The sequence below is a fragment of the Pseudomonas sp. S11P7 genome (assembly GCF_023195435.1).
GTDB lineage: Bacteria > Pseudomonadota > Gammaproteobacteria > Pseudomonadales > Pseudomonadaceae > Aquipseudomonas > Aquipseudomonas fluorescens_G.
Map to the genome: position 1 here is coordinate 4,877,036 of NZ_JALPKS020000002.1, position 22,509 is coordinate 4,899,544.

The 22,509-nt window shown below is 60.8% G+C and carries 13 protein-coding genes and 2 pseudogenes; 6 read left to right on the plus strand and 9 right to left on the minus strand.

Translation table 11 applies throughout. The features are described from left to right. Positions 1-32: 32 nt before the first annotated feature. From dusB to M0746_RS22505, 6 genes are all read left to right on the plus strand, one after another. Positions 33-1,043 (plus strand): tRNA dihydrouridine synthase DusB, encoded by a 1,011-nt coding sequence (gene dusB, locus M0746_RS22480; protein WP_258450636.1) that lies wholly within the window; start codon positions 33-35, stop codon positions 1,041-1,043. Beyond that, positions 1,040-1,360, plus strand: coding sequence for a DNA-binding transcriptional regulator Fis (gene fis, locus M0746_RS22485; RefSeq protein ID WP_002555375.1), 321 nt, complete (start codon positions 1,040-1,042; stop codon positions 1,358-1,360). Before dusB ends, fis begins: the two co-directional genes overlap by 4 nt. An 83-nt stretch (positions 1,361-1,443) precedes the next feature. Then, positions 1,444-3,051, plus strand: coding sequence for a bifunctional phosphoribosylaminoimidazolecarboxamide formyltransferase/IMP cyclohydrolase (gene purH / locus M0746_RS22490; protein WP_258450637.1), 1,608 nt, complete (start codon positions 1,444-1,446; stop codon positions 3,049-3,051). Between the two features lie 163 nt (positions 3,052-3,214). Further along, positions 3,215-4,510, plus strand: a complete 1,296-nt coding sequence (gene purD, locus M0746_RS22495) for a phosphoribosylamine--glycine ligase (RefSeq protein WP_258450638.1) — start codon at positions 3,215-3,217, stop codon at positions 4,508-4,510. A 99-nt stretch (positions 4,511-4,609) separates the two neighbouring features. Next, positions 4,610-7,387, plus strand: a complete 2,778-nt coding sequence (locus M0746_RS22500) for a hybrid sensor histidine kinase/response regulator (protein ID WP_258450639.1) — start codon at positions 4,610-4,612, stop codon at positions 7,385-7,387. Positions 7,388-7,449: 62 nt separating this feature from the next. After that, positions 7,450-8,046 (plus strand): MarC family protein, encoded by a 597-nt coding sequence (locus M0746_RS22505; protein WP_258450640.1) that lies wholly within the window; start codon positions 7,450-7,452, stop codon positions 8,044-8,046. An 89-nt stretch (positions 8,047-8,135) separates the two neighbouring features. Here the strand turns inward: M0746_RS22505 and M0746_RS22510 are convergent, their stop codons facing one another. The 9 genes and pseudogenes from M0746_RS22510 to M0746_RS22550 form a co-directional block, all read right to left on the minus strand. Continuing rightward, positions 8,136-13,439 carry a TcdA/TcdB pore-forming domain-containing protein gene (locus M0746_RS22510; protein ID WP_258450641.1) on the minus strand — a complete coding sequence of 1,768 codons (5,304 nt, stop codon included), beginning with the start codon at positions 13,437-13,439 and terminating at the stop codon, positions 8,136-8,138. Continuing rightward, positions 13,367-15,289 (minus strand): TcdA/TcdB catalytic glycosyltransferase domain-containing protein, encoded by a 1,923-nt coding sequence (locus M0746_RS22515; protein WP_258450642.1) that lies wholly within the window; start codon positions 15,287-15,289, stop codon positions 13,367-13,369. The genes M0746_RS22510 and M0746_RS22515 overlap by 73 nt, the downstream gene beginning before the upstream one ends. A 290-nt stretch (positions 15,290-15,579) precedes the next feature. Beyond that, a pseudogene (cobJ, locus tag M0746_RS22520) lies at positions 15,580-17,279 on the minus strand (precorrin-3B C(17)-methyltransferase). After that, entirely contained in the window at positions 17,279-18,013 is a 735-nt protein-coding gene (locus M0746_RS22525) for a precorrin-2 C(20)-methyltransferase (RefSeq protein ID WP_258450643.1), read from the minus strand. The pseudogene cobJ and the gene M0746_RS22525 overlap by 1 nt, the downstream one beginning before the upstream one ends. Next, positions 18,010-18,636, minus strand: coding sequence for a precorrin-8X methylmutase (locus M0746_RS22530; protein ID WP_258451515.1), 627 nt, complete (start codon positions 18,634-18,636; stop codon positions 18,010-18,012). The genes M0746_RS22525 and M0746_RS22530 overlap by 4 nt, the downstream gene beginning before the upstream one ends. Further along, a pseudogene (gene cobG, locus M0746_RS22535) lies at positions 18,637-20,016 on the minus strand (precorrin-3B synthase); the annotation flags it as partial. 70 nt (positions 20,017-20,086) lie between these two features. Beyond that, on the minus strand, positions 20,087-20,743 hold the full coding sequence (locus tag M0746_RS22540; protein WP_258450644.1) for a hypothetical protein: 657 nt from the start codon (positions 20,741-20,743) through the stop codon (positions 20,087-20,089). A gap of 50 nt (positions 20,744-20,793) precedes the next feature. Next, positions 20,794-21,612 (minus strand): hypothetical protein, encoded by an 819-nt coding sequence (locus M0746_RS22545; RefSeq protein ID WP_258450645.1) that lies wholly within the window; start codon positions 21,610-21,612, stop codon positions 20,794-20,796. Between the two features lie 129 nt (positions 21,613-21,741). After that, a complete protein-coding gene (locus M0746_RS22550) occupies positions 21,742-22,398 on the minus strand; it encodes a hypothetical protein (protein ID WP_258450646.1) in 657 nt (218 codons plus the stop codon). Positions 22,399-22,509 lie beyond the last annotated feature (111 nt).

Consider the following 22,509-nt stretch of genomic DNA (forward strand, 5'->3'; position numbering starts at 1 on the left):
CTCATGATCCGGCCCCACCTCAGGGAAGTCCTATGTCGGCGGTACGCATCGGCCCATACACATTGCAGAACGGCTTGATTCTCGCCCCGATGGCGGGGGTTACCGATCAGCCCTTTCGTCAGCTGTGCAAGCGCCTGGGCGCAGGGCTTGTAGTCTCGGAAATGGTCACCAGTGACATGAGCCTGTGGAACACCCGCAAGTCGCGCATGCGCATGATCCACGAAGGCGATCCCGAGCCACGCTCGGTGCAGATTGCCGGTGGTGATGCGCAGATGCTGGCGGATGCGGCCCGGGCCAACGTAGAACTGGGTGCGCAGATTATCGATATCAACATGGGCTGTCCGGCGAAGAAGGTCTGCAACAAGGCCGCCGGCTCCGCGTTGCTGAAAGACGAAGCACTGGTGACCGAGATCCTGCAGGCCGTGGTGGCTGCGGTGGATGTGCCGGTCACCCTGAAGATCCGCACCGGCTGGGATCGCGAGAACAAGAACGGCCTGACCGTGGCGAAAATCGCCGAACAGGCCGGGATCACTGCGCTGGCCGTGCATGGCCGCACGCGCGCTGATCTGTACACCGGGGAAGCCGAATACGACACGATTGCCGCGATCAAGCAGGCGGTGTCGATTCCGGTCTTTGCCAATGGCGATATCGATTCGCCAGAGAAGGCCCGTTACGTGCTTGATGCCACCGGTGCCGATGGCCTGTTGGTGGGGCGCGCCGCTCAAGGGCGGCCATGGATTTTTCGCGAGATCGATCATTTCCTGCGCACCGGCGAGAAAATGCCGGCACCGGAACTGAACGAAGTGGAACGCATTCTGCTGGAACATCTGGCCGCCCTTCACGCTTTCTATGGGGATGTGATGGGCGTGCGCATTGCGCGCAAGCATGTGGGCTGGTATCTCGCAACCTTGCCGGGCGCCAGGGAGTTTCGCGCCCGTTTCAATCGTTTGGATGGTACGGAAACACAATGCGCCAACGTTCGGGAGTTCTTCGCCGAGCGTTACAAGAGCCTGACAGGGGACGAAGAAGGGGTGGCCGCATGACGATGATGACCGAGACTTTAGTGAGTGGAACAACACCCGTGAGCGACAACGTGAATTTGAAACAGCACCTCAACACGCCGAGCGAAGAAGGCCAGACCCTTCGCGGGAGTGTCGAGAAGGCGCTGCACAATTATTTCGCCCACCTTGAGGGCGCGTCCGTCACGGATGTGTACAACCTGGTGCTCTCCGAAGTCGAGGCTCCCCTGCTCGAAAGCGTGATGAACTACGTCAAGGGCAACCAGACCAAGGCCAGTGAGCTGCTGGGACTCAACCGCGGCACGCTGCGCAAGAAACTCAAGCAGTACGATCTGCTGTAAGCATTCAATCAAACCAGAAAGGCGCCCGCGTAAAAAACGGTCGCCTTTTTTGCTGACTTCCTTTGCTTTTGATGGAAATTGAGATGACCGACCAGACTACCCGCCTGCCGATCCGCCGCGCCTTGATCAGCGTCTCCGACAAGACCGGGATCCTCGAATTCGCCAAGGAGCTGGAAGCTCTCGGCGTCGAGATCCTCTCCACCGGCGGAACGTTCAAGCTGCTGCGCGACAACGGCGTTGCCGCAGTGGAAGTCGCGGATTACACCGGTTTCGCCGAAATGATGGACGGCCGGGTGAAAACCCTGCACCCGAAAATCCACGGCGGCATCCTCGGTCGTCGCGGGATCGACGATGCAATCATGAGCGAGCACGGCATCCAGCCGATCGATCTGGTCGCGGTCAACCTGTATCCGTTCGAAGCCACCATCAACAAGCCAGGCTGCGACCTGCCGACCGCGATCGAGAACATCGATATCGGCGGCCCGACCATGGTCCGTTCGGCAGCGAAAAACCATAAAGACGTGGCGATCGTGGTAAATGCCAGCGACTACGCCAACGTGCTCGAAAGCCTGAAAGCCGGCGGCCTGACCTACGCGCAGCGTTTCGACCTGATGCTCAAGGCCTTCGAACACACCGCCGCCTACGACGGCATGATCGCCAACTACATGGGCACCGTGAATCAGGCGGCTGAAACCCTGAGCACCGAAGGGCGCAGCGAATTCCCGCGCACCTTCAACAGCCAGTTCATCAAGGCCCAGGAAATGCGCTACGGCGAGAACCCGCACCAGAGCGCGGCGTTCTACGTTGAAGCCAAGCCTGCCGAAGTCGGCATCGCCACCGCGACCCAACTGCAGGGCAAAGAGCTGTCGTACAACAACGTGGCCGACACCGACGCCGCGCTGGAATGCGTGAAGAGCTTCGTCAAGCCAGCCTGCGTGATCGTCAAGCACGCCAACCCGTGTGGCGTTGCCGTGAGCCCGGACGCTGAAGGCGGTATCCGTCAGGCCTACGAGCTGGCCTACGCCACCGACACCGAATCGGCCTTCGGCGGGATCATCGCCTTCAACCGTGAACTGGATGCCGAGACCGCCAAGGCGATCGTCGAGCGTCAGTTCGTTGAAGTGATCATCGCCCCGAGCGTCAGCGAAGAAGCCCGTGCCATCGTCGCCGCCAAAGCCAACGTGCGCCTGCTGGCCTGCGGCGAGTGGTCGGCAGACCGCGCCGCCGCGTGGGACTACAAGCGCGTCAACGGCGGCCTGCTGGTACAGAGCCGCGATATCGGCATGATCAGCGCCGATGACCTGAAAGTCGTGACCAAACGTGCCCCGACCGAACAGGAAATCCACGACCTGATCTTCGCCTGGAAAGTCGCCAAGTACGTTAAATCCAACGCCATCGTCTACGCCAAGAACCGTCAGACCATCGGTGTCGGCGCCGGCCAGATGAGCCGCGTAAACTCGGCGCGTATCGCCGCGATCAAGGCTGAGCACGCCGGCCTCCAGGTCGCCGGTTCGGTGATGGCCTCGGACGCGTTCTTCCCGTTCCGCGACGGTCTGGATAACGCGGCCAAGGTCGGCATTACTGCGGTGATTCAGCCTGGCGGCTCGATGCGTGATGCTGAAGTGATTGCCGCAGCCGACGAGGCCGGCATTGCGATGGTGTTCACCGGCATGCGCCACTTCCGTCACTGATTATTTTGCTTGATCGTGCCCACGCTCTGCGTGGGCACGCAGCCCGGGACGCTCCGCGTCCCTCGGACGCAGAGCGTCCGTAGAGGCATTCCCACGCAGAGCGTGGGAACGATCAGCGTCCCTGCGGCGCTCAACAGAATTAGCGTCATCCGAGGTTTTTGAAATGAATGTTTTGATCATTGGCAGCGGTGGCCGTGAACACGCCCTGGCCTGGAAAGTGGCTCAGGATCCGCGCGTGCAGAAGGTTTTCGTCGCGCCGGGCAACGCCGGTACGGCAATTGAAGCCAAGTGCGAGAACGTCGCCATCGACGTGCTGGCCCTTGAGCAACTGGCCGATTTCGCCGAGAAAAACGTTTCCCTGACCATCGTCGGCCCGGAAGTGCCGCTGGTCGCCGGCGTCGTCGATCTCTTCCGCGCCCGTGGCCTGGACTGCTTCGGCCCGACCGCCGGTGCTGCGCAGCTCGAAGGCTCGAAAGCGTTCACCAAGGATTTCCTCGCGCGCCACAAGATTCCGACCGCCGATTACCAGAACTTCACCGAGATCGAGCCAGCCCTGGCTTATCTGCGCGAAAAAGGCGCGCCGATCGTAATCAAGGCCGACGGCCTGGCGGCCGGTAAAGGTGTAATCGTCGCCATGACGCTCGCTGAAGCCGAAGAGGCCGTGCGCGACATGCTCGCCGGCAATGCGTTCGGCGACGCCGGTTCGCGCGTAGTCATCGAGGAATTCCTCGACGGCGAAGAGGCCTCGTTCATCGTCATGGTCGACGGCAAGAATGTCCTGCCGATGGCCACCAGCCAGGACCACAAACGCGTCGGCGACGGCGACAGCGGCCCGAACACTGGCGGCATGGGTGCTTACTCCCCTGCCCCGGTGGTCACCGCCGACGTGCACCAGCGCGTGATGGATCAGGTGATCTGGCCGACCGTGCGTGGCATGGCCGATGAAGGCAACGTCTACACGGGGTTCCTCTATGCCGGTCTGATGATCGACAAGGCCGGCAACCCGAAAGTCATCGAGTTCAACTGCCGTTTCGGCGATCCGGAAACCCAACCGGTGATGCTGCGTCTGCAATCGAGCCTGGTGCTGCTGGTCGAAGCCGCACTGGCGCAAGCGCTGGACAAGGTTGAAGCGCAGTGGGATCCACGTCCGAGCGTCGGCATCGTGCTGGCCGCTGGCGGCTACCCGGGCGACTACGCCAAGGGCGCGGCGATCAACGGTCTGGACGCGGCAGCGAAACTGGAAGGTAAAGTCTTCCACGCCGGTACCGCGCTGCAAGACGGCGCCGTCGTCACCGCCGGCGGTCGCGTGCTCTGCGCCACAGCCATGGGTGCGACCGTGGGTGAAGCGCAGCAGCAGGCGTACAAGCTGGCAGCGGCCATCGACTGGGAAGGCTGCTTCTACCGCAAGGACATTGGCTATCGCGCCATTGCCCGTGAACGTGGCGAAACTCAGCAATAAGCTCAGGCCCACGCCCGGCGAGGGATGCCGTTCCTCGCCGGGCTGTTCTGCCGCCGCGCGTCGTTATATTCTGGCATCAACCTACGAAGGGATTTCGCCGTGCGCTGGCTCAGGATTGCCATAAGCTTCACCGTCACGCTGCTGACCTTGCTCTGCATGCTCCCGGCCCTGGCCGGACAAGGCAGTGGCTGGTCGGTATTGCTTGACGATCAGGGCAGTCTGCAACTGAGCGATATCCGCTCCGCTCGCTACACCAATCAATTTAGCCCTATCGATCTCGAGCGCCTCACCGCGTCCGCGCCCGATGGCGCCTTGTGGCTGCGTTTCAGGTTGGCGCCGGGCAAGCACGAACAAGTGCTGCGCATCTTTGCCCCCGACCTTTCACAGCTCAATCTGTATGTGCTCGACGGCGACAAGTTGGTCGAGCAACGCAACACCGGCACCGACCAGCCTCAAGCCGAGCGACCGCTGCCGAGCAGCGACTTCATGCTGCCGCTGCCGCAGAGCGATAAACCGCTCGATGTCTATCTGCGCATGGTCTCCGATCATCAATTGCGCCCGCACGTCACCCTGCAATCGGCGGTGATGAGCGCGGCCGATCACAATCAGACGCTGATGTTTGGCCTGCTGTTCGGCTGTCTGGCCATGCTGCTGTTGCACAATCTGGTGCGCTACGCCTATTCGCGTTCGCGCAGCAGCCTGTGGCTGGCGGTCTGCGAGGGCCTGCTGGGCCTGAGTCTGTTGCTGCTGCTCAACCTCGCCGGGCCGTGGCTGCCGAACTGGCATGCGGTGCAGACGCCGGGCGCTTACCTGGCGCTGCTGCTGACCGCGCCGGCCGGGCTGATGTTCGCTTACCGCTACTTCGCCCCGCTCGGCCCGCACCCGCTGAACAAACTGTTGCTCGGCGACATCCTGTTCATCGTCACGTGCAGCCTGCTGCTGCTATTCGTCAACACCTTGCCGCTGAACATCATTACTTACGCCCTGGTGGCACTGGCCGGCCTGAGCATGTTGTTCGTCGGCTTCTACCATTGGCAAAAAGGCTACCGTCCGGCACGGCTGTTCGTTGCAGCGATGGTAGTGTTCAACATCGGCACGCTGATCATTCTGCCAGCGCTGCTGGGGCTGACGCTGGTGTCGCCGCAAGGCCTGATCATGACCCTGATGGTGTTCATCTGCATCAGCGGTCTGCTGATGAGCATCGCCCTGGGTGAGCGTCAGCGCAGCATCACCGAGAGCCGATTCAGCGTCAGTCGCGATCTGGCCGCGAGCAACGCCGAGATCAACGCCAAAGCCGAGTTCCTCGCCAAGATCAGCCATGAAATCCGTACGCCGATGAACGGCGTACTGGGCATGACCGAACTGCTGCTGGGCACGCCGCTGTCGGTCAAGCAACGCGACTATGTGCAAACCATCCACAGCGCCGGCAATGAACTGCTGACGCTGATCAACGAGATTCTCGACATCTCCAAACTCGAGTCCGGGCAGATCGAACTGGACGATGTGCAATTCGACCTCAATGCCTTGATCGACGACTGCCTGAGCATCTATCGCGCCAAGGCCGAACAGCAGAACGTCGAGCTCATCAGCTTTATCCAGCCGCAAGTGCCGCGAGTGATCAGCGGCGACCCGACGCGTCTGCGCCAGACCCTGCTGAGCCTGCTGGAAAACGCGCTGAAGAAAACCGACGAAGGCGAAGTGCTGATCGTTGTCGCCCTTGACGAGCGCAGCAGCAAGCCGCGCCTGCGCATTGCCGTGCAGGACAGCGGTCAACCGATGGAACAGGAAGAACGCGACGCGCTGATGCACGCCGAGCTGCACAGCAAGCATTTCCTGTCGGCCAATCGCCTGGGCGGCAATCTGGGTCTGGTCATCGCGCGGCAACTGATCCGCTTGATGCACGGCGAATTCGGCATCAAGAGCGGCGCCACGCAGGGCAGTACCTTGTGGCTGACGCTGCCGCTGGATCCCGATCGCCTCGAACACCCGACCTCGGACCTCGATAGCCCGCTGCAAGGCGCGCGGGTGCTGGTGGTCGACGACAATGACACCTGTCGTAAAGTGCTGGTGCAGCAGTGCAGCGCCTGGGGCTTGAATGTCAGTGCCGTGCCGTCGGGCAAGGAAGCGCTGGCCCTGCTACGGACCAAGGCGCACCTGCGCGATTATTTCGATGTGGTGCTGCTCGACCAGAACATGCCGGGCATGACCGGCATGCAGCTGGCGGCCAAGATCAAGGAAGACCCGAGCCTCAATCACGACATTCTGTTGATCATGCTCACTGGCATCAGCAATGCACCGAGCAAGATCATCGCGCGCAATTCGGGGATCAAACGCATCCTCGCCAAACCGGTGGCAGGCTACACCCTGAAAACCACCCTCGCCGATGAGCTCAACCAGCGCAACAAAGGCCAGACCGTGTTCCAGCCGCAAGTGCTCACTGCGGCCACGGCGGCAAAAGTACCCAGCGATTTCCGCATCCTCGTCGCTGAAGACAACACGATCTCGACCAAAGTGATTCGCGGCATGCTCGGCAAGCTCAACCTGCAGCCGGACACCGCCGCCAACGGCGAAGAAGCGCTGCAAGCGATGAAGGCGCAGCGTTATGACCTGGTGCTGATGGACTGCGAGATGCCGATCCTCGATGGTTTTTCGGCGACTCAGCAATTGCGCGCCTGGGAAGTCAGCAACCAACGCGTTCGCACGCCAATCGTCGCGTTGACTGCGCACATTCTCGCTGAACACAAGGAACGCGCGCGCCAGGCCGGCATGGACGGGCACATGTCCAAACCGGTCGAGTTGTCGCAGTTGCGCGAATTGATCGAACATTGGGTAGCCCAGCGCGACCAGCAAAACCGCACCTCGACGCAACCTTCGTAAGCCGACAGGCTTTGCGGTGCCTGATAGACTCCTTACGATTCCCCCGCCAGTGAGCCTGCATCATGCTTCACGTGTTGTTCAGCGTTTATCTGAAGATGCTGGTGCTTTACAGCCCGTTCTTCGTGTTGTCCTGCTTTATCAGCCTGACCCGCGGCTACTCGCGCAAGGAGCAACGGCGTCTGGCCTGGAAGGTCGCGGTGGCGACGCTGATCTCCAGCGTGTTGTTATATCTGTTCGGGCGGGTGATCTTCGATGTGTTCGGCATCACCGTCGACGCGTTCCGCATCGGTGCCGGCAGCGTGCTGTTCATTTCCGCGCTGGGCATGGCGCAGGGCAAGCCGGCGGTGCAGGCCGACAACGTGCAGCAGGACGTCACCATCGTGCCGCTGACCATTCCGCTGACGGTCGGCCCGGGCACCATCGGTGCCTTGCTGGTCATGGGCGTCAGCCAGCCGCACTGGGACGACAAGCTCACCGCGATCATGAGCATTGCGCTGGCCAGCTTTACCGTGGGGGTGGTGCTGTACCTGTCGAACCGCATCGAACGGATTCTCGGCGATCAGGGCTTGCAGATCGTCAGTCGCCTGATGGGCCTGTTCGTTTGCGCACTGGCTGCGCAAATCATTTTTACCGGGATCAAAGGTTATCTGGTGCCTTGAACGATGCCCCCTCGGTGCAAACGGTCTGAATGAAAACGCCGCGAACGGCAACGTTCGCGGCGTTTTCATTGGCCAGGTGGATTAACCCTTCAGGGCAGCTGTTCGGCCATGGCTGCCAGACTGGCGATGGCATCACTGCCCCGCGCAGCCTCGAACGCCAGCAACCAATACTGCAGCGCGAACAGATACTGGCGACCCGAGATTCTGACAGCCAGCTCGAATGCGCTCTGCTCGCCGGCATTGCGGATGACCAGATTGCGACCATAGTCCGGATCGGCAAACACCAGGTCCCCATCGATCTTCGCCATCCATAGATGCCCGCACTCAGCCAGATCCAGCACCAACAGACCGGGTTCCTGCACCTGCGCACCGGACGGACGCTGTACATCGATGACAACGCAATCCAGACGCTGCCAGCTCTCGCCCGAGAGCCGATAACCCTCGGTGTTCCACCCCAGGCTCAGGATCAACGTGCGCACGCCGTCGACGAGTAACGGCTGCACCTCGGTCAGGTCATCGCTGACCTGCAGCGACATGACCGCCTCGTCACGCTGAGCGAAGCTGTCCGGCAACTCGACGTCGTCGGTCTCACCGACGCTGAAAATCCACTCCTCGACCGGGTCGAACAGCAGTGGCCTGGCTCCATCACGTGTTCCGAGAAGCGTTGCCCATTGGCCATCTTCCCGTGCCGGCACATCGAACAGTCGGTCGAGCGCGGGCACGTAGTATCGGTCATCACTGCCAGTCTGTTCGACCGGCAGAAACGCGGCATGAGCGTGTCCGGCCAGTAACTGTTTCAATCGTTCGCACAGTTGCGCAGATGTCTGGCCAGGCACGTTCGACCAACGACTTTCCGTGCCGACGATCCGTGCCGGCTGCCGATCGTGCAACAGCAACGTCACGCCCTCCCGGGTCTGCCCGAGCAAGCCATTGCCGTGCGGCAGCACTTCGCGAAACGCCCACGACGACCAGACCTGTTCCGCCTGTGGCAACGCCTGGCGGTGCTGCGCCACGCTGGCGCTGCCGAAGGCTGCGCGAATATCCTCGAAGGAGGCGAGTGTCTGCCGCCACAAGGTCCCCGCATCAGCATCCAGCAGCCAGACGGCCTGCCGGTCCGGAGTCAATCCCAATAACGTCAAATCGTGGTTACCCGGGGTTTGCGCCAGCACGAGCCGTTCGTCAATGCACCACGCGGCGAGAACGGATTGTCCTGTCTGGGCGCGCAAACCGAAAATCGCAAACGCCGCACTGCTGTACTTGCGTGCCACGGCCGGCAACGCCGCCAGCCAGTCGGGTTGTTGTTGCAGCCAACGCTGGCTGAGACCGACAAACTGCAGGACATCCCTGTCAATCTCCGATAGCCAGTTATCGTCCCTGGCATCCAGGTCGACTTCAAACAGTCGACCATCCTCAAGCGTGGCGAGGTAACGCTCGCCGACACGGCTGACGTCGATCACGTCCTTCACCAGTGTTTGCTGCATGAATACATCGTCACGCCGTTCGATACCATGGCTGAGCACCCGGCTTCGCTTGCTGTAGAACAGCAGCGCCGAACCCGGCTCGGCAGATCGAGGCATCAGCATTACGCTATCCGGATCACTGTCGACTTCCACCCCCACGTACCGACCGTCCTGCGCACCGATCCAGGCACGCTCCAGCAGTCGCTCCAGAGCCCAGGCCTGCACCTGAATATAAGGTGCGTAACGCCAGTGGCTGATGGCCGAAGCCATTGCCGGGGTCTCGTCGGCATAAGGGCGAGGCGGTTTCTGACGGTGACGGAAAAACACCACCCGCGTGCCGTCCTCGGGCTTGAGCACGCTGTTGTTGAGATCGGGCGTCCACAGTTTGATATCCGTGAGCGTGACGTCCTGATCGCTCAGATGAAATTCCAGCGTGGTGCGCAGCTTGACGTCTGCTCGCTCCACCAACTGCTGCGCGACACGCCAGGTGCCATCCGCCAGTTGCCCGAATGCGCTGATTTTCGTACCCGATTCCAGACTCGGCAAACGATAGCGCTGCACGACCAGGCCGGTGAGCACAGCGACGCGCCAGATCGTGGCGTGGTCAGGGTGATAGAACCACGCGTGATCTGCGTTGGCACCACCCAGTATCAAGCCGTCACTGACGTCCTCCGGCACATCGCGGGCGTATAGCAGGCGCTTTTGCGCGGTGTCGTAAAAGGCGGTTGTGCGCAACGGACGGGCGGCCGGCCTGAACAGTACATTGAATCGCTTGAGTGTCAGGTAACCCGCGGCAAGACGTTGCGCCTGGCCCAATTGGCGCAGACGAGCCATGACGTCGCGCGGGGTGTTGGTGTCGCCAAGGGTGACGGACACCAGACGCAAGGCACTGGTTTTCCAGTCCAGTTCATACAGTTCTCCCCCGGCCAGTTCGATCAGGCCTTCGAAGGCCGACAACACGATGCCGTCAACCGTCAACTGGCGTCCCGCCAGATGCAACTGCGGCCCGCCGTCATCCACCATGACGGCCGCGAAACTGACCTGATCGATGTTCACCCAAGGTGCATGCACCAGCCAGTTGCCATAGCCCTTGAACTGCACCGACGTCAAACCCGCAGTCAAGCGCAGCTGGCAGTGACCGGGTGTAGCGGTGATTTCGTAGGCGATCTTCTGCTGCCACTCCAAAGGTAAGGCCGGCACCACCAACTGGCGAACCTGCGCGTTCAATTGCACGCTGATCGTGGTCTGCTTATAAACCGGGTGCAATTTATAGAGAATGTGTTTGAACGACGGCGTGCTGTGCAAGTAAAAGCGCCGGTTGCCTTGTTCGTCGTATTCCAGCTTGTCGGCCAGGCGGTTGCGCAACTGCGGGTAGCGGGTGTGGATGCGCTCGTCCAGCTGTGTTCGCAGCGTATCGCCCAGAGCCGTGAGCGGATTGAGAGGCAGCAACCAGTTGAGGTCGGGATGTTCACTGGCGCTACGTGGTTCAACCCGCTCGCCCGACAACGGTTCGTAGACGTACCCCGCGCCTCCCAGTTGATATTCGTAGCCGTAATAACAGAGCGGTGTGCAGGGCAGCACCACGGTATGCGGCTGCGCATCGGCCTTGATGTTCAAGGTTGCGCTCTCGGCCAGACCGAAGGCCTGGCGAATGTTCAGAGACCGGTGGATCTGCTTTGGATCATCGTTGTACTGCGGCAACTCCAGCGGGCCGCCGCCCCACGGATAAAACCGCTGACTGTCAAAAACCAGCCGTCCGTCCTGTAGATCGAGGTCGGTGATGACAGCCTCGGGCGGGAACTGCAACACCCCGTCTGCGCAGGTAAAAGCGCCTGGTTGATAGGCGTTGTGGATCGCGCGCAAATGGTTGCCGACTGCAGTCGCCTTGTCGGCAATCTGTCCCAGGTTGCTGGCAATGGCGGTGGCACCGATGCCGATGCCAAGCAACGGCACAGAGAGAAAAGCCGCCGCCGCGCCCACCGCGCCACCTGCCGCCAGTGCGGCTATGTCCAGTCCGAGCGCGGCAATATTGAACGTCAGCGACGTGGACAGCCGCGAGCGTTGTTCGTGATTTTGCGCCAGCGAAAGGTTGTAGATATCGAAGCCGATGTTGACCAGTGAGAACGCAAAGCCGACACCGGTCGCCGCGCGCCCCAGTACGCGGCCAGACAGTGACGACTGGCGCAACAGCAATACCTGTTCACTGGCCGCCACTTGCCGCACCAGATCGATCACCTGTACGGCATCGCTGACCACGCCGAAACTCAACTGCGCATAACTGACGTAGAGCTGCACTTGCAGAGCGATGGACAAGGCTGGCACCTGATCACCGGCCTGGTATTCGCGCTGGCGCATTTCGCTGATGAGCGTCTGGATCGCAAACGCGAAACTCAAGCGGCTGCCGCCATCCGCGTCGGTCGGGGCATGGGTGTTGCTCGCCTTCAGGCCCTGATGCAAATGCTGCTTGAGCTGATTGAAACGCGTATCAGCGGTGCTGACAGTGCGCGTCTGCTGCGGCTTCTGCGCGTTCACCAGCGTTAGTGAAAAACCGCCATCGCTCTGCGGTTTGAGGGTATTCAGCAACGGCACATATTCACGCCCCAGTGTGTGTTCATTGCGCAAGCGTTGCGTAGCCTGCTCAAACTCATGTGCCCAGAACCGCGCGTCAACGTGCGCCAGGCTGGCGCCCATCCGTGCGTTTTCACTGAGCGAACGCTGGCGCGCCAGCGCTTGTCTGGCCCAGACCGAAGCACGGCGCGCATCGCCCGAAGGCGCGTGCAAAAAACTGTCCGCGCGCAGACCCGCCGACAGCTTGTGCGCGGCAATCACCTGGGTATTGAGCTCAATCACATTGAATTGCGCCCCGGTCATGTCGCCCAGACCATAAAGCCTGGCCAATGCACTGTCGCCGGCACTCAGGTAGCGCTCCACGCCGAGCTTTGCCTGCGCGGCGTTGGCAAAGGCGTAGATGGCAAAGTTCGGGTCGTAGAAACGGTAGACGAACCGACCATCCACCTGCACTTTGGCCATCAGCAGCGCGTGGTCGCCGGTATCCAGCAGAAGAACAGTCGAAGTATCGTTGGCCTCCAGCGTCTGCATCAGCGTGTCCAGACGCTGCAAACCGCGGGACTCACCGATGGCGCTGGTGGGCAAGGCCCGGAGTTCATTCAACGCACTGAGCAACGCTTTCGAGCCGGTGTGTTCAGGGCTGATGTTCGCCGTGGCGACGTGCCCGACCAAGGTGCGCTCGGCCGACTCGCCCGCCGCCACGGCTGCGCCCATCAGCAGCGCCAGCGGGTAACAACGGCGCCCGGGGTCGCTCGCTGAATGCGTCAGCAAGTCCTGCGACAATTGCCGCGCTGAGGTCGCTCCGGCACTGATGAATATTTCACGCACCTGCGCACTGCGCTCAAGAATCCGCGTGCGGTATTCGCGCTGCGCGGTGCGCTTGATCTGGCCGATACGCTCGCCCCATTGTCCGACCGTCAGCGGATCGAACAGTGCCCGGACCTTGAGCTCGCGCGCCGTCAGCGTGGATTGCCGTCCCCCGCGTGCCAGCCCGGCCTCGAAATCTGCCGAGTGCCGCTGGCGCAGAGCATTCTCGATCGCGTCATAACGGGCAAACGTGCCGTCGCCATCGGTTTGCACAGCCAGTCTGCGCACGTTTTGCCAGACATCCGCGAATCCCGCATCGTCGAGGCTGCTGGCACCAAAGATGCCCCCGAGCAACACCCGAACCAGTGGGCTCAATTGCTCCATCGACAAAGCGTCGTGGGCAATACGACTGAACAGTTCGTTGAAGTTGCTGGCCGTTTCGGCGCCATGGGAGATCGGCAGCTCGCTAACCGGTTGCGCAACAATCAGCTGACGCGTATCGAAGCTGAGGTAAAAGGCATCGGTGAAGGTGATGTCACCGCTGAGTTTCTCGCGCATGGCATGGGCGAAAGGCTCCCCAGGTCATCCAGCAGTTGTTGCAACACCGACGTCAGCAGCACCGGCCTGCCACCCACCACCGGCCAACCCTGTTTGAATGTCAGCGTCTGCTGCGGCTTGAGCAGGTCCGCCAATTGCCCGGTGTAACGCGACCGGAGTTTGCCGCTGCGCCATTTTTCCTGCTCTTTGGCCAGCCATTGCGCCTCATCGTCATTGACCGTCCAGCCGGAAATCGCCTCCTCTTCGGTCTGAACGTTGTAACCCTCGGCCAGCCGCAACTGTTTCTGAACCTTGACCTCGTCCTGCGCAAACAGGTGAGTCTCGACATAGTGCTTCAGCCCGGTCACCGCCGCACCCGGCCCGGTCAGCGCAATGGTGCCCCGCGCTCCGACACGAATGCCGTCACGGTAGTAATTGAAAATGGCTGTGCTCAAGCTACCGACGAAATCCCGTAGCGGTTGCGTCAGTTGGCCGCGCTCGATTTTCTCGTTCATCACGTTTTCGATCACATCGAGCAATCGTTCGGTCTGCGACCAATCCACCGACGAGGCCACGGCCAACCGTTCAACGGCCTGCAGACAGTCGTAGTTGAACCGGATCACTTCCATGACCGCGAGGGTCATTTCACTCTGCGGGTGGGCCAGCATATGCGCATTCATTTCTCTGTCGAATTGCATACCCATGCGCAGGCCGTGCCGCGAACTACGGACTTCGAGCGGCGCGACGAATATCTGCGCCACGCCAGGTCGGCTGCGGGCGAAGGCCAGCAACGCATCACGATCTGCGGCAGGCAGGGTATCGGTGCGGTCGGCGTAGCGCAGGCGATCACGTCCCGGCATCAACGTTTCATCGTGATTGAGCAAAAGTTGCAATACGCCCAACCGTTGCTCGTCGCTGAAAGCGCTGATATCGACGCCGCCCAGTCTGTCGGCCAGCGGCGGCAAATAATCCATGTCGCAATAACGCCCGCCCTCCAGATATTCAGCCTGCAAGCGCACCACATCGCTGGCTGCAGCAAAGTTGCCACGCATTGCCACTTCACGTTGATAGACGTCTTGCAGAAAATGTCCGGCAAACTCGCGGCGAACATCACGCAACTGCAAGTCGCTGCCGGCCATTTGCTGATGAGTTTGCAAACAGCGTTGCCGAAAGTTCTCCAGAGTAGCCCGGTCTTTTCCGTAGGCGCGCACCAGTAACTCGATGCGGGCCTGATCGGCCTGGCCTTGCCACTGCGGTTGTTGGAGGAATTCGAACATCTCGCGCTTCAATACCCGTGCACGATCTTCAATCATCTTTGCCAACTCACCGGGCCTGCTCACGGTGTCGCCGCCGGATTCCATCGCATCGACTCGGGCGCTGTCGGTAATCACCCGGTTCATTTCGAAAGCGAGCAAGGCGTCACTGTCGTACCACAAGTTGAACTGGTAATTCTCAGCAGCCAGAACCTGCCGCCAGATGTTCATGTAGTCACGCTGGATGCTGCCGACCTCGCTGCCACCCACCCAGACAAAGTGCATGATTTTCGGCACCGCGGTGGCTGTATCGCTGAACACCTGCACTGTTCCCGACAAGCGTGCAGCGTAATCGCGCACGCGGCTTTCGATTCGATCGACTGCCGGCGGCAAAGGTGTAGACCGGCGTTTGGCCAGACGCTCGAACGTCGCCAGAAAGAGCGTTACCCGCTGCAGTTTTTCGCTGCGGTCGGATACCTGGGCGGCCCCCTCGTAGAGCGTCGCCAGTTCTGCGTAGTCGGCCGTTGTGGAAAGCTTGCTGAAGGCTCGTTCAAGCGTTGAATACTCTTCGGTGGAAATAAAATCCGCATCGCCGACGTAACGTTCCGTGACACCCATAAACTTCATCCCTGATTCAATAAAAGAACCTGGGCGAAGTTATGTCGCCGGCGGCGCAACTTCAAAAAGAACAAAACTCAAATGATTACCCGAGAAATATCAAATAACAGACAAGTTACTCACGAGCATGATCCGGCTACAGAAAAGTAACTAAGGCGCGATTGGCCAAACCGGCAAAGCGGCGTTCTTGACGCAAGCAGCGCCCGGTATCGAAGGGAAAAAGCCGCTAATGAACCTTGACTGGATATCTCGCCGAGGCAAGTTGCTTACAACTTGCCTCGACACGGATTTCAGGAAAGCGGCTTTTCACCGTACCAGCGCGGTGTGTAAACCCAATCCCCACCACTGGCGCGGGGAAAGTGCAGGTGGTGGAAGAGCCGATGAGCACCATCGTGCGCATGTCGACCTGATCGGGCGTCAGCTCGCCCAAGGTGGTGGTGCGCAAGGTCTGGCCCGGACGGCCGATGTCGCGTCCCAGCACCACCGGTGTTTCAGGGGTGCGGTGCTGCGCAACGATCTCCAGCGCCCTGCCCAATTGCCACGGTCGAGCACGGGAAATCGGGTTATAGAACGCCAGCGCCAGATCCGCTTGCGCAGCGAGATCCAGACGTTTTTCGATGATCGACCACGGCTTGAGGTTGTCCGACAGCGACATCACGCAGAAGTCGTGGCCCAGTGGCGCACCCGCCTGCGCGGCGGTGGCCAGCGAAGCGGAGACGCCGGGCAGAATTTCCAGATCGACGCTGTGCCAGGCCGGGTCGCTCGATTCGTGCAACGCTTCGAGCACTGCCGCAGCCATGGCGAACACACCGGGATCGCCCGAAGACACGACGATCACCGAGCGCCCTTCGGCGGCGAGGCGGAAAGCGTGACGGGCACGCTGCATCTCTTCGCGGTTGTCGGTGCAATGCTGCACCTGATCGTCGCGGAAGGGGCCTGCCATGCGCACGTAGGTTTCGTAGCCGAGCACGTCGGTGGCGCGGGCCAGCTCGGCTTTCACCGCCGGCACCATCAACTCGGCAGCACCGGGGCCGAGACCGATCACCGCGAGACGCCCGCGAGGTCGGCCGACGTGCTCGATGTCCAGCGGCTCGGCGGCCACGGCAATGGCCAGATTCTGCATGAGGTGTATTTGCGCTTGCGGTACAGCAGCCAGCGCGATTGCCGACAGATCATTCTGCGCCGCGACAAAGCGCAGCGGCACGCCCAACTCCAGCGCCGCTTCGCGCAAGGTCGCCGAGGCCATTTCGGAATCAGCCGCCAGCAGGCAGGCCAACGATTGCACGGCAATTTTTGCCTGCTGCAACGCGCTGCGCACGGCATTCGCCAGGTCGGCTGTTTCTGCACTCACCGCCACTGCGACGCTGCGCGGGTAAATCAGTAATTCATCGGCGCTCGCTTGACGCTCGGCACTGCCGACACGGATCGTGCGTTGCGCCTGTGGGTCCTGCGGCAACTGCGCCTGATCCAGCCACGGTGCGGCGCCTTCGATGCGCACGCTGTGGCCGGCAAGCAGGTCGGAGACAAAGCGCTTGCCCGATTCCAGATCGCCCAGCGCATAACCGCTCGGTGGATTGAGCAGGCAGGTACCAAAGCGCAACTCGCCGCTGGTGGTGATCGCCGCTGCGACCTGCAATCCGGCAGCGATGTCCCGCGCCATGACGTTGACCCCGCCGAGGCCGCCCAGCAACGGCACTACCGCGCTGCCATCCTCGGCGACTGCGAGTACGGGTGGCTCGGCGCCCTTTTCCAGCAACAGCGGCGCCAGCGTACGAATGACAATCCCCGCCGCACACAGGGCAATGATCGGCGTGGCCTGCTGATACAGCGCGCGCAGGGTCGCGCCGAATTCCTGATAGGTGCAATCGGCACCTTCTACGCGCCCGGCGAGGCCGTGAATCTGCGCCGCCGGGTACACCTGCTGAATGCGCCGCGCGGTGGCCAGGCTGCCCTGACCGAGAATGACAATGGCGGGAGTGATCGGCGTCATCAACCTTGCCACCGTTCGCCGGGCACGATGATCAACGAGAAGTATGGCGAGGACATTGGCTCGACCTGATCCATCGGCACGATCTTCTGGTTGGCCATGGTCGCGCGCTCGACATACAGCGCACGCTCAGCTAGGCCGAGTTCTTCGAGTACCTGACGCACTTTGGGAAAGTTGCGCCCCAGCTTCATGATCACCGCCGCGTCGGCATCAGCCAGCCGGCGTTTCAGCTCTTCGTGAGGCAACACGCCGGAGAGCACCGACAGGCTTTGGTTGCGATACACCAGCGGCGCACCGAGCACCGAAGCGCCGCCGAGCATTGAGCACACGCCTGGCACCACTTCGGCCTCGTAACGGGTGGCGAGGCGGTCATGCAGATACATGTAAGAGCCGTAGAAGAACGGATCGCCCTCGCAGATCACCGCGACGTCGCGACCGGCATCCAGATGTTCGGCGACCGCCACGGCGGCCTCGTCGTAGAAATCGCTGATGACCTGCTCGTACGACAGCGGTGCCGGCAACGCTTCGGTGGTCACCGGGTACACCAGCGGCAGCAGGTTCTGCGCCTCGACCAGATGCGCTTCGATGATGCCGAACGCGTTGCCCTTTTTGCCTTTGGCGACGAAGTACGCCACCACCGGCGATTCGCGCAGCAGGCGCAGGGCTTTGACGGTAATCAGTTCCGGATCACCGGGGCCGACTCCGAGGCCGATGAGACGTCCTATGGCCTGCATCATTCCACCTCCGTGGCGAGCGCGTTGACCGCCGCGGCGGCCATGGCGCTGCCGCCAAGACGGCCCCGCATGATCACGAACGGCACGCCACGGCTGTCGGCGGCGAGTGCGGCTTTCGATTCGGCGGCGCCGACGAAGCCCACCGGGAAGCCGAGAATCAGCGCCGGTTTCGGTGCACCGGCGTCGAGCATTTCCAGCAGATAGAACAGCGCGGTCGGCGCGTTGCCGATCACCACCACGCTGCCTTCCAGGTGTGGGCGCCACAGTTCCAGCGCGGCGGCGGAACGGGTGTTGCCCAGCTCGCGAGCCAGATCCGCCACGCTGTCATCACGCAAGGTGCAGATCACCTCGTTGCTGGCAGGCAGGCGCGCACGGGTCACGCCCTCGGAGACCATTCGCGCATCACACAGGATCGGCGCGCCAGCCGCCAGCGCATCGCGCCCGGCCTTGCCGGCACCCTCGGAAAATTGCAGGCCGTCGACGGCTTCGACCATGCCGCAGGCGTGGATCACCCGCACCGCGAGTTTTTCCAGGTCGGCCGGGATACGCGCCAGATTGGCCTCGCGGCGAATGATCGCGAAGGAGTTGCGATAAATCTCCTGACCGTCGCGGATGTAATCAAGCATCAAGGGGCTCCGGGCGCGGGCGGCGAGCAGGGTCGCGGCCGCTTCAATAGTAAGGTTGCAGGCGTGCAGCGCGCCGAAACCCGGCAACGCTGCATCGCGAAAATAGAGGTCGTAATGACCGGGACTGACGGCCAGCAGCGTCGCCGCGGCACAGTGGGCGGCGGCGCAGGAACGCGTGCAGCCGCTCAGATGTACCTCGATCGCTGCGGGCAGGCGCGTCGCCAGTTGCCGGGCGTCATTCTTGGTGTCGGCAAGGCCTTTGCCGCAACCGCTGGAGCCGGTGCAGGCAATCAGCCGCGCCAACGGCTCGGTGGCCTCGGTCAGCAGACCCAATGCCTGTAATCGACGCAGCACCTCACCGGCATCCGCTGCCGTGATATTCGGCAGCAGCAGGCTTTGCCACGGCGTCATGCGCAGGCTGCCGTCGCCGAACTGGCGGGCCAGTTGTGCCGCTGCGCGCAGCATCATCGGATTGAGTCGCCCCAGCGGCGGGACCGCGCCGACATAAACCCGCCCGGCCATGTTTTGTGGATGCACGCCGATGTGCAGATCATCCTGCGCAGGTTGGCGCTTCCAGTCACTGATGGCTTTGACCGGCACACGGCTGCTCAACTGCTCAAGAAACGCCAGCACGGGAAGTTCTTCCAGCACATGGCGCATGCGTGTCTGTTCGGGACGCGCAAGGTCGAGAAACACTTCCAAAACCGCCACCACCAATGCGTGGCCGTTCTCCACCGCCACTGCACCCAGCGCACGATCCGTCGGGCAGCCGGCCAGGCCGAAGGCCAGCCAGGTTTCGCCGTCACGCTCGAACGCCGACAACCATAAGTCGTGGGCATGCTCGAGCATCGCCAGCGCCTCGCCGCCGTCCAGTTGCACGGCGAATTTGGCGCTCAGCTCATGGAACCGCGGATGGCTTTGCAAGGTGTCGAGGATTTGCTCGGCGAGGGCGCTGGTATCGAAGCGCATCTGCCGGTCGATTCCGGCAACAGGGCTGAGCATCAGATTGCGCACGTCGTCGCCGGCAGCAGTACGCGGACCGAGCCCGGCAGCGAGCAGGTTGTCGATCAAGGCCGCCGATTGCGCGCCGATTCCGCGAATCTGCAGATTGGCACGGTTGGTTACCTCGATCGCGCCACTGGCAAAGCGTTCGGCGGAATCGGCCACGGCATCGGCCTGCTCAGCGCTGATCGAACCGCCGTTGAGCTTGATCCGACAGATCCCGCCATCCAGCGCCTGGACGATACGCAGCAACCCCGGACAGGCCGAGGGGCGTATAGCGGTAGATGTCGGACGTTCGTTCAAGGGGCTGACCGGTTGCGTGGCAAAGGCGCTTCGCAAGCGAAGGCGCGGTATTATGCCTGCTTTGTCCACTGGCATGAAAAGTCTGCCCGTCGGAACGCAACAGGGACGGGCAGATGCACAGACTGAACGCTCGAGTGACAGCTGCTCAGGTCAAGCCAACGATTTGTTCAAGACACCTTTCTCCCAATAACGAAAGTATCGCTGCCCGTGAAAAATCATAGTCCTCCGACTCCAGCAACACCTTGCTTGCGCTAATAGACATGTTTCCGATCAAGGCTTCAGCACTGAAACGGCGCTGCATAACCGGCGCCTCCCTGAGGTCGGCTGCCTGAAAGCAGATGACCACCGTGCTGATGCCGGCTTGCGCAGAGACGAGCGTGAGCAAGAACCGGACCCACTTCTCCTCTTTCACGACATGCTTTTCGAGCACTTGGAGCGCAGCAGGTGTCTGCTCCAGTCGCAACCCCTGAAGCCAGCCATCGGCAATAACAGCCATATCCGGATTTACACGGTGCATGGCCTGCTGCGCCAATGTCAGCACGGTGAAACTGGCCGGCGCTGGCACTGGAAAATGTATCTCCGGTTCTCCCAGCAGCAGTGCCCCGGTCACGCTCATCGCCCTGTTTCTGGCCTGATTCCACGAAGCGATCGCTGAAAAGTTCGCTACCTTGCGGTCGGCCACTGTTTGCGCGTAAAGCAGCGCATTCAGTACGTCAGTCTTCTGTGCATCAGGCAACTCGTTCGCCACCAGAACCAACGTTCCAGCGCAAACGAATGCATTACAACCAAGTCCGGTGCTCATTTGGCCACTCCTGAAAAGCCAGAGGTTTTCACCTCTGGCCTTAAGCGAAATCAGGCCTTGGGGCCAAATTCCATGCTCAACGCTTTCTCGCGCATGGCGGTCAGCGCCTTGACGATCAGGGGCTCGGCGATCAGATAGTCTTCTTCATCCATTTCCATGGTGGCCGCGCCGTTGTAAACCTCGACGCTGGTAGGCGCCCACTCGATGAACAGCACTTTGGTCTGCTGAGCCTTGGCAAAATACTGTACCGCCGCGACCGCCATGGTGATCCCGCCCTCGGCATCCTGCAGGGCGCTGGTCATGCAGAAATTGCCGCCTTCGGCTTTCTTCGAGTTTTTTTCGAAGAGTGCCAGCGCTTCTGGCTCATTCTTGAGCGCCTCCATGGTCGAGTCCGCCACGGTCGACAACACTTTCAGGGCTGCCTGTCCCTGGCCGACAGCAGCACCCACCGCGCCGTGAATAATCGACAGCGCAATATTGTCCATCGTCACTTTTTGCGACTCGGCCTGATAACGGTTATAGGGCTGGCTGAACGCGAACCAGCCCGCCAGTTTCATAAGACGCATGAATTCATTGTAGCGCTGCTCTTTTTGCGAGGCCGCCGGATACTTTAACAACGCTGCGAGATCGGCATACATGTAAGTATTCTTGACGATCCGCTTACTACGCTTGGACATGCTTGCATCAAAACCGGCAATACCCGAGCCCATAATGGCCGCATTAAGTTCGTCCTTATCGATTGGCAGGGCAACACCCACGCTGGCCGCTCGCGCACTCCGCACAGGTTGTGCGGCAATAAATGCATTGCACTCTTCAATTAAAGCGATGCGCTCGGCAGCGCACATTACTTGTTCAGATTCCATATTCATTACTTAGTCCTTTCAAATATCAATTGCGCCCCTATGGCGCAAAACAAAATTACCTGCCAAGTACAGAACAATCAAACTACACTTCATTCAACTTGTTTCCACACCCACAGACACCCCCCAACTAACGCATTAACCTGCCAATTCAATCTCCTTCACCCGCAGTTCGGCTACAGCAGCATTAAGACGTTCTCGGTACTTGTCGATCTGCGCTGGCTTGATGACGAAGCGCCTGGACTGGATGTCCAGTTGCGAGCCGTTGTGCTGCAGATTCCAGAACAGATAGGTCGAGGCCCACTCAGAACTCAGCAAACGCACGTTACTAATGACTATCTCCAGTTCCGTGTAACGGTTGTACTGCGCCGGTGAAAACCGGAAATCACCAAACTTGCGTGTACTGCTGGTAAACACCTCAATGGCCGCTGGATCGAATTCCAGCAACTGAAATGATGCCTTCATGGCTCTTACTTTCTCTCGACTCAGGAGCGTAGAGAGGGACTTCGCCCAAATTTCGACAACATCGCCGGTGATGCTTTTTTCAGAAACAATGACGGGCTCATGCTCAAGCCCCCAACCCACCGACCAGAGCTGACCCGAATAAAATTCAAACCAGTTAGCGGACTCCAGCTTTCTATTGAAGCGCAGGTCTGCATTATGTTCCGCCCAGCGCATGCTGTTCTTTATGAAGCGTTTATCTTCCCTGCTCACTTCAGAAAAAAAAGACAAAAGATTGCCACCCTGCACCGCACTATTACTTTCATCAGACAAGACCTCATTAATTTCACTCACCGAAAACCTCATTGATTAGTTCGTTTTATCTGCCTGACGTTATTCGCAGGCGCCTGAGCAAACTAACAACAAGAAAACGAACTTTCTAAACACAACCGATACATTTGATTT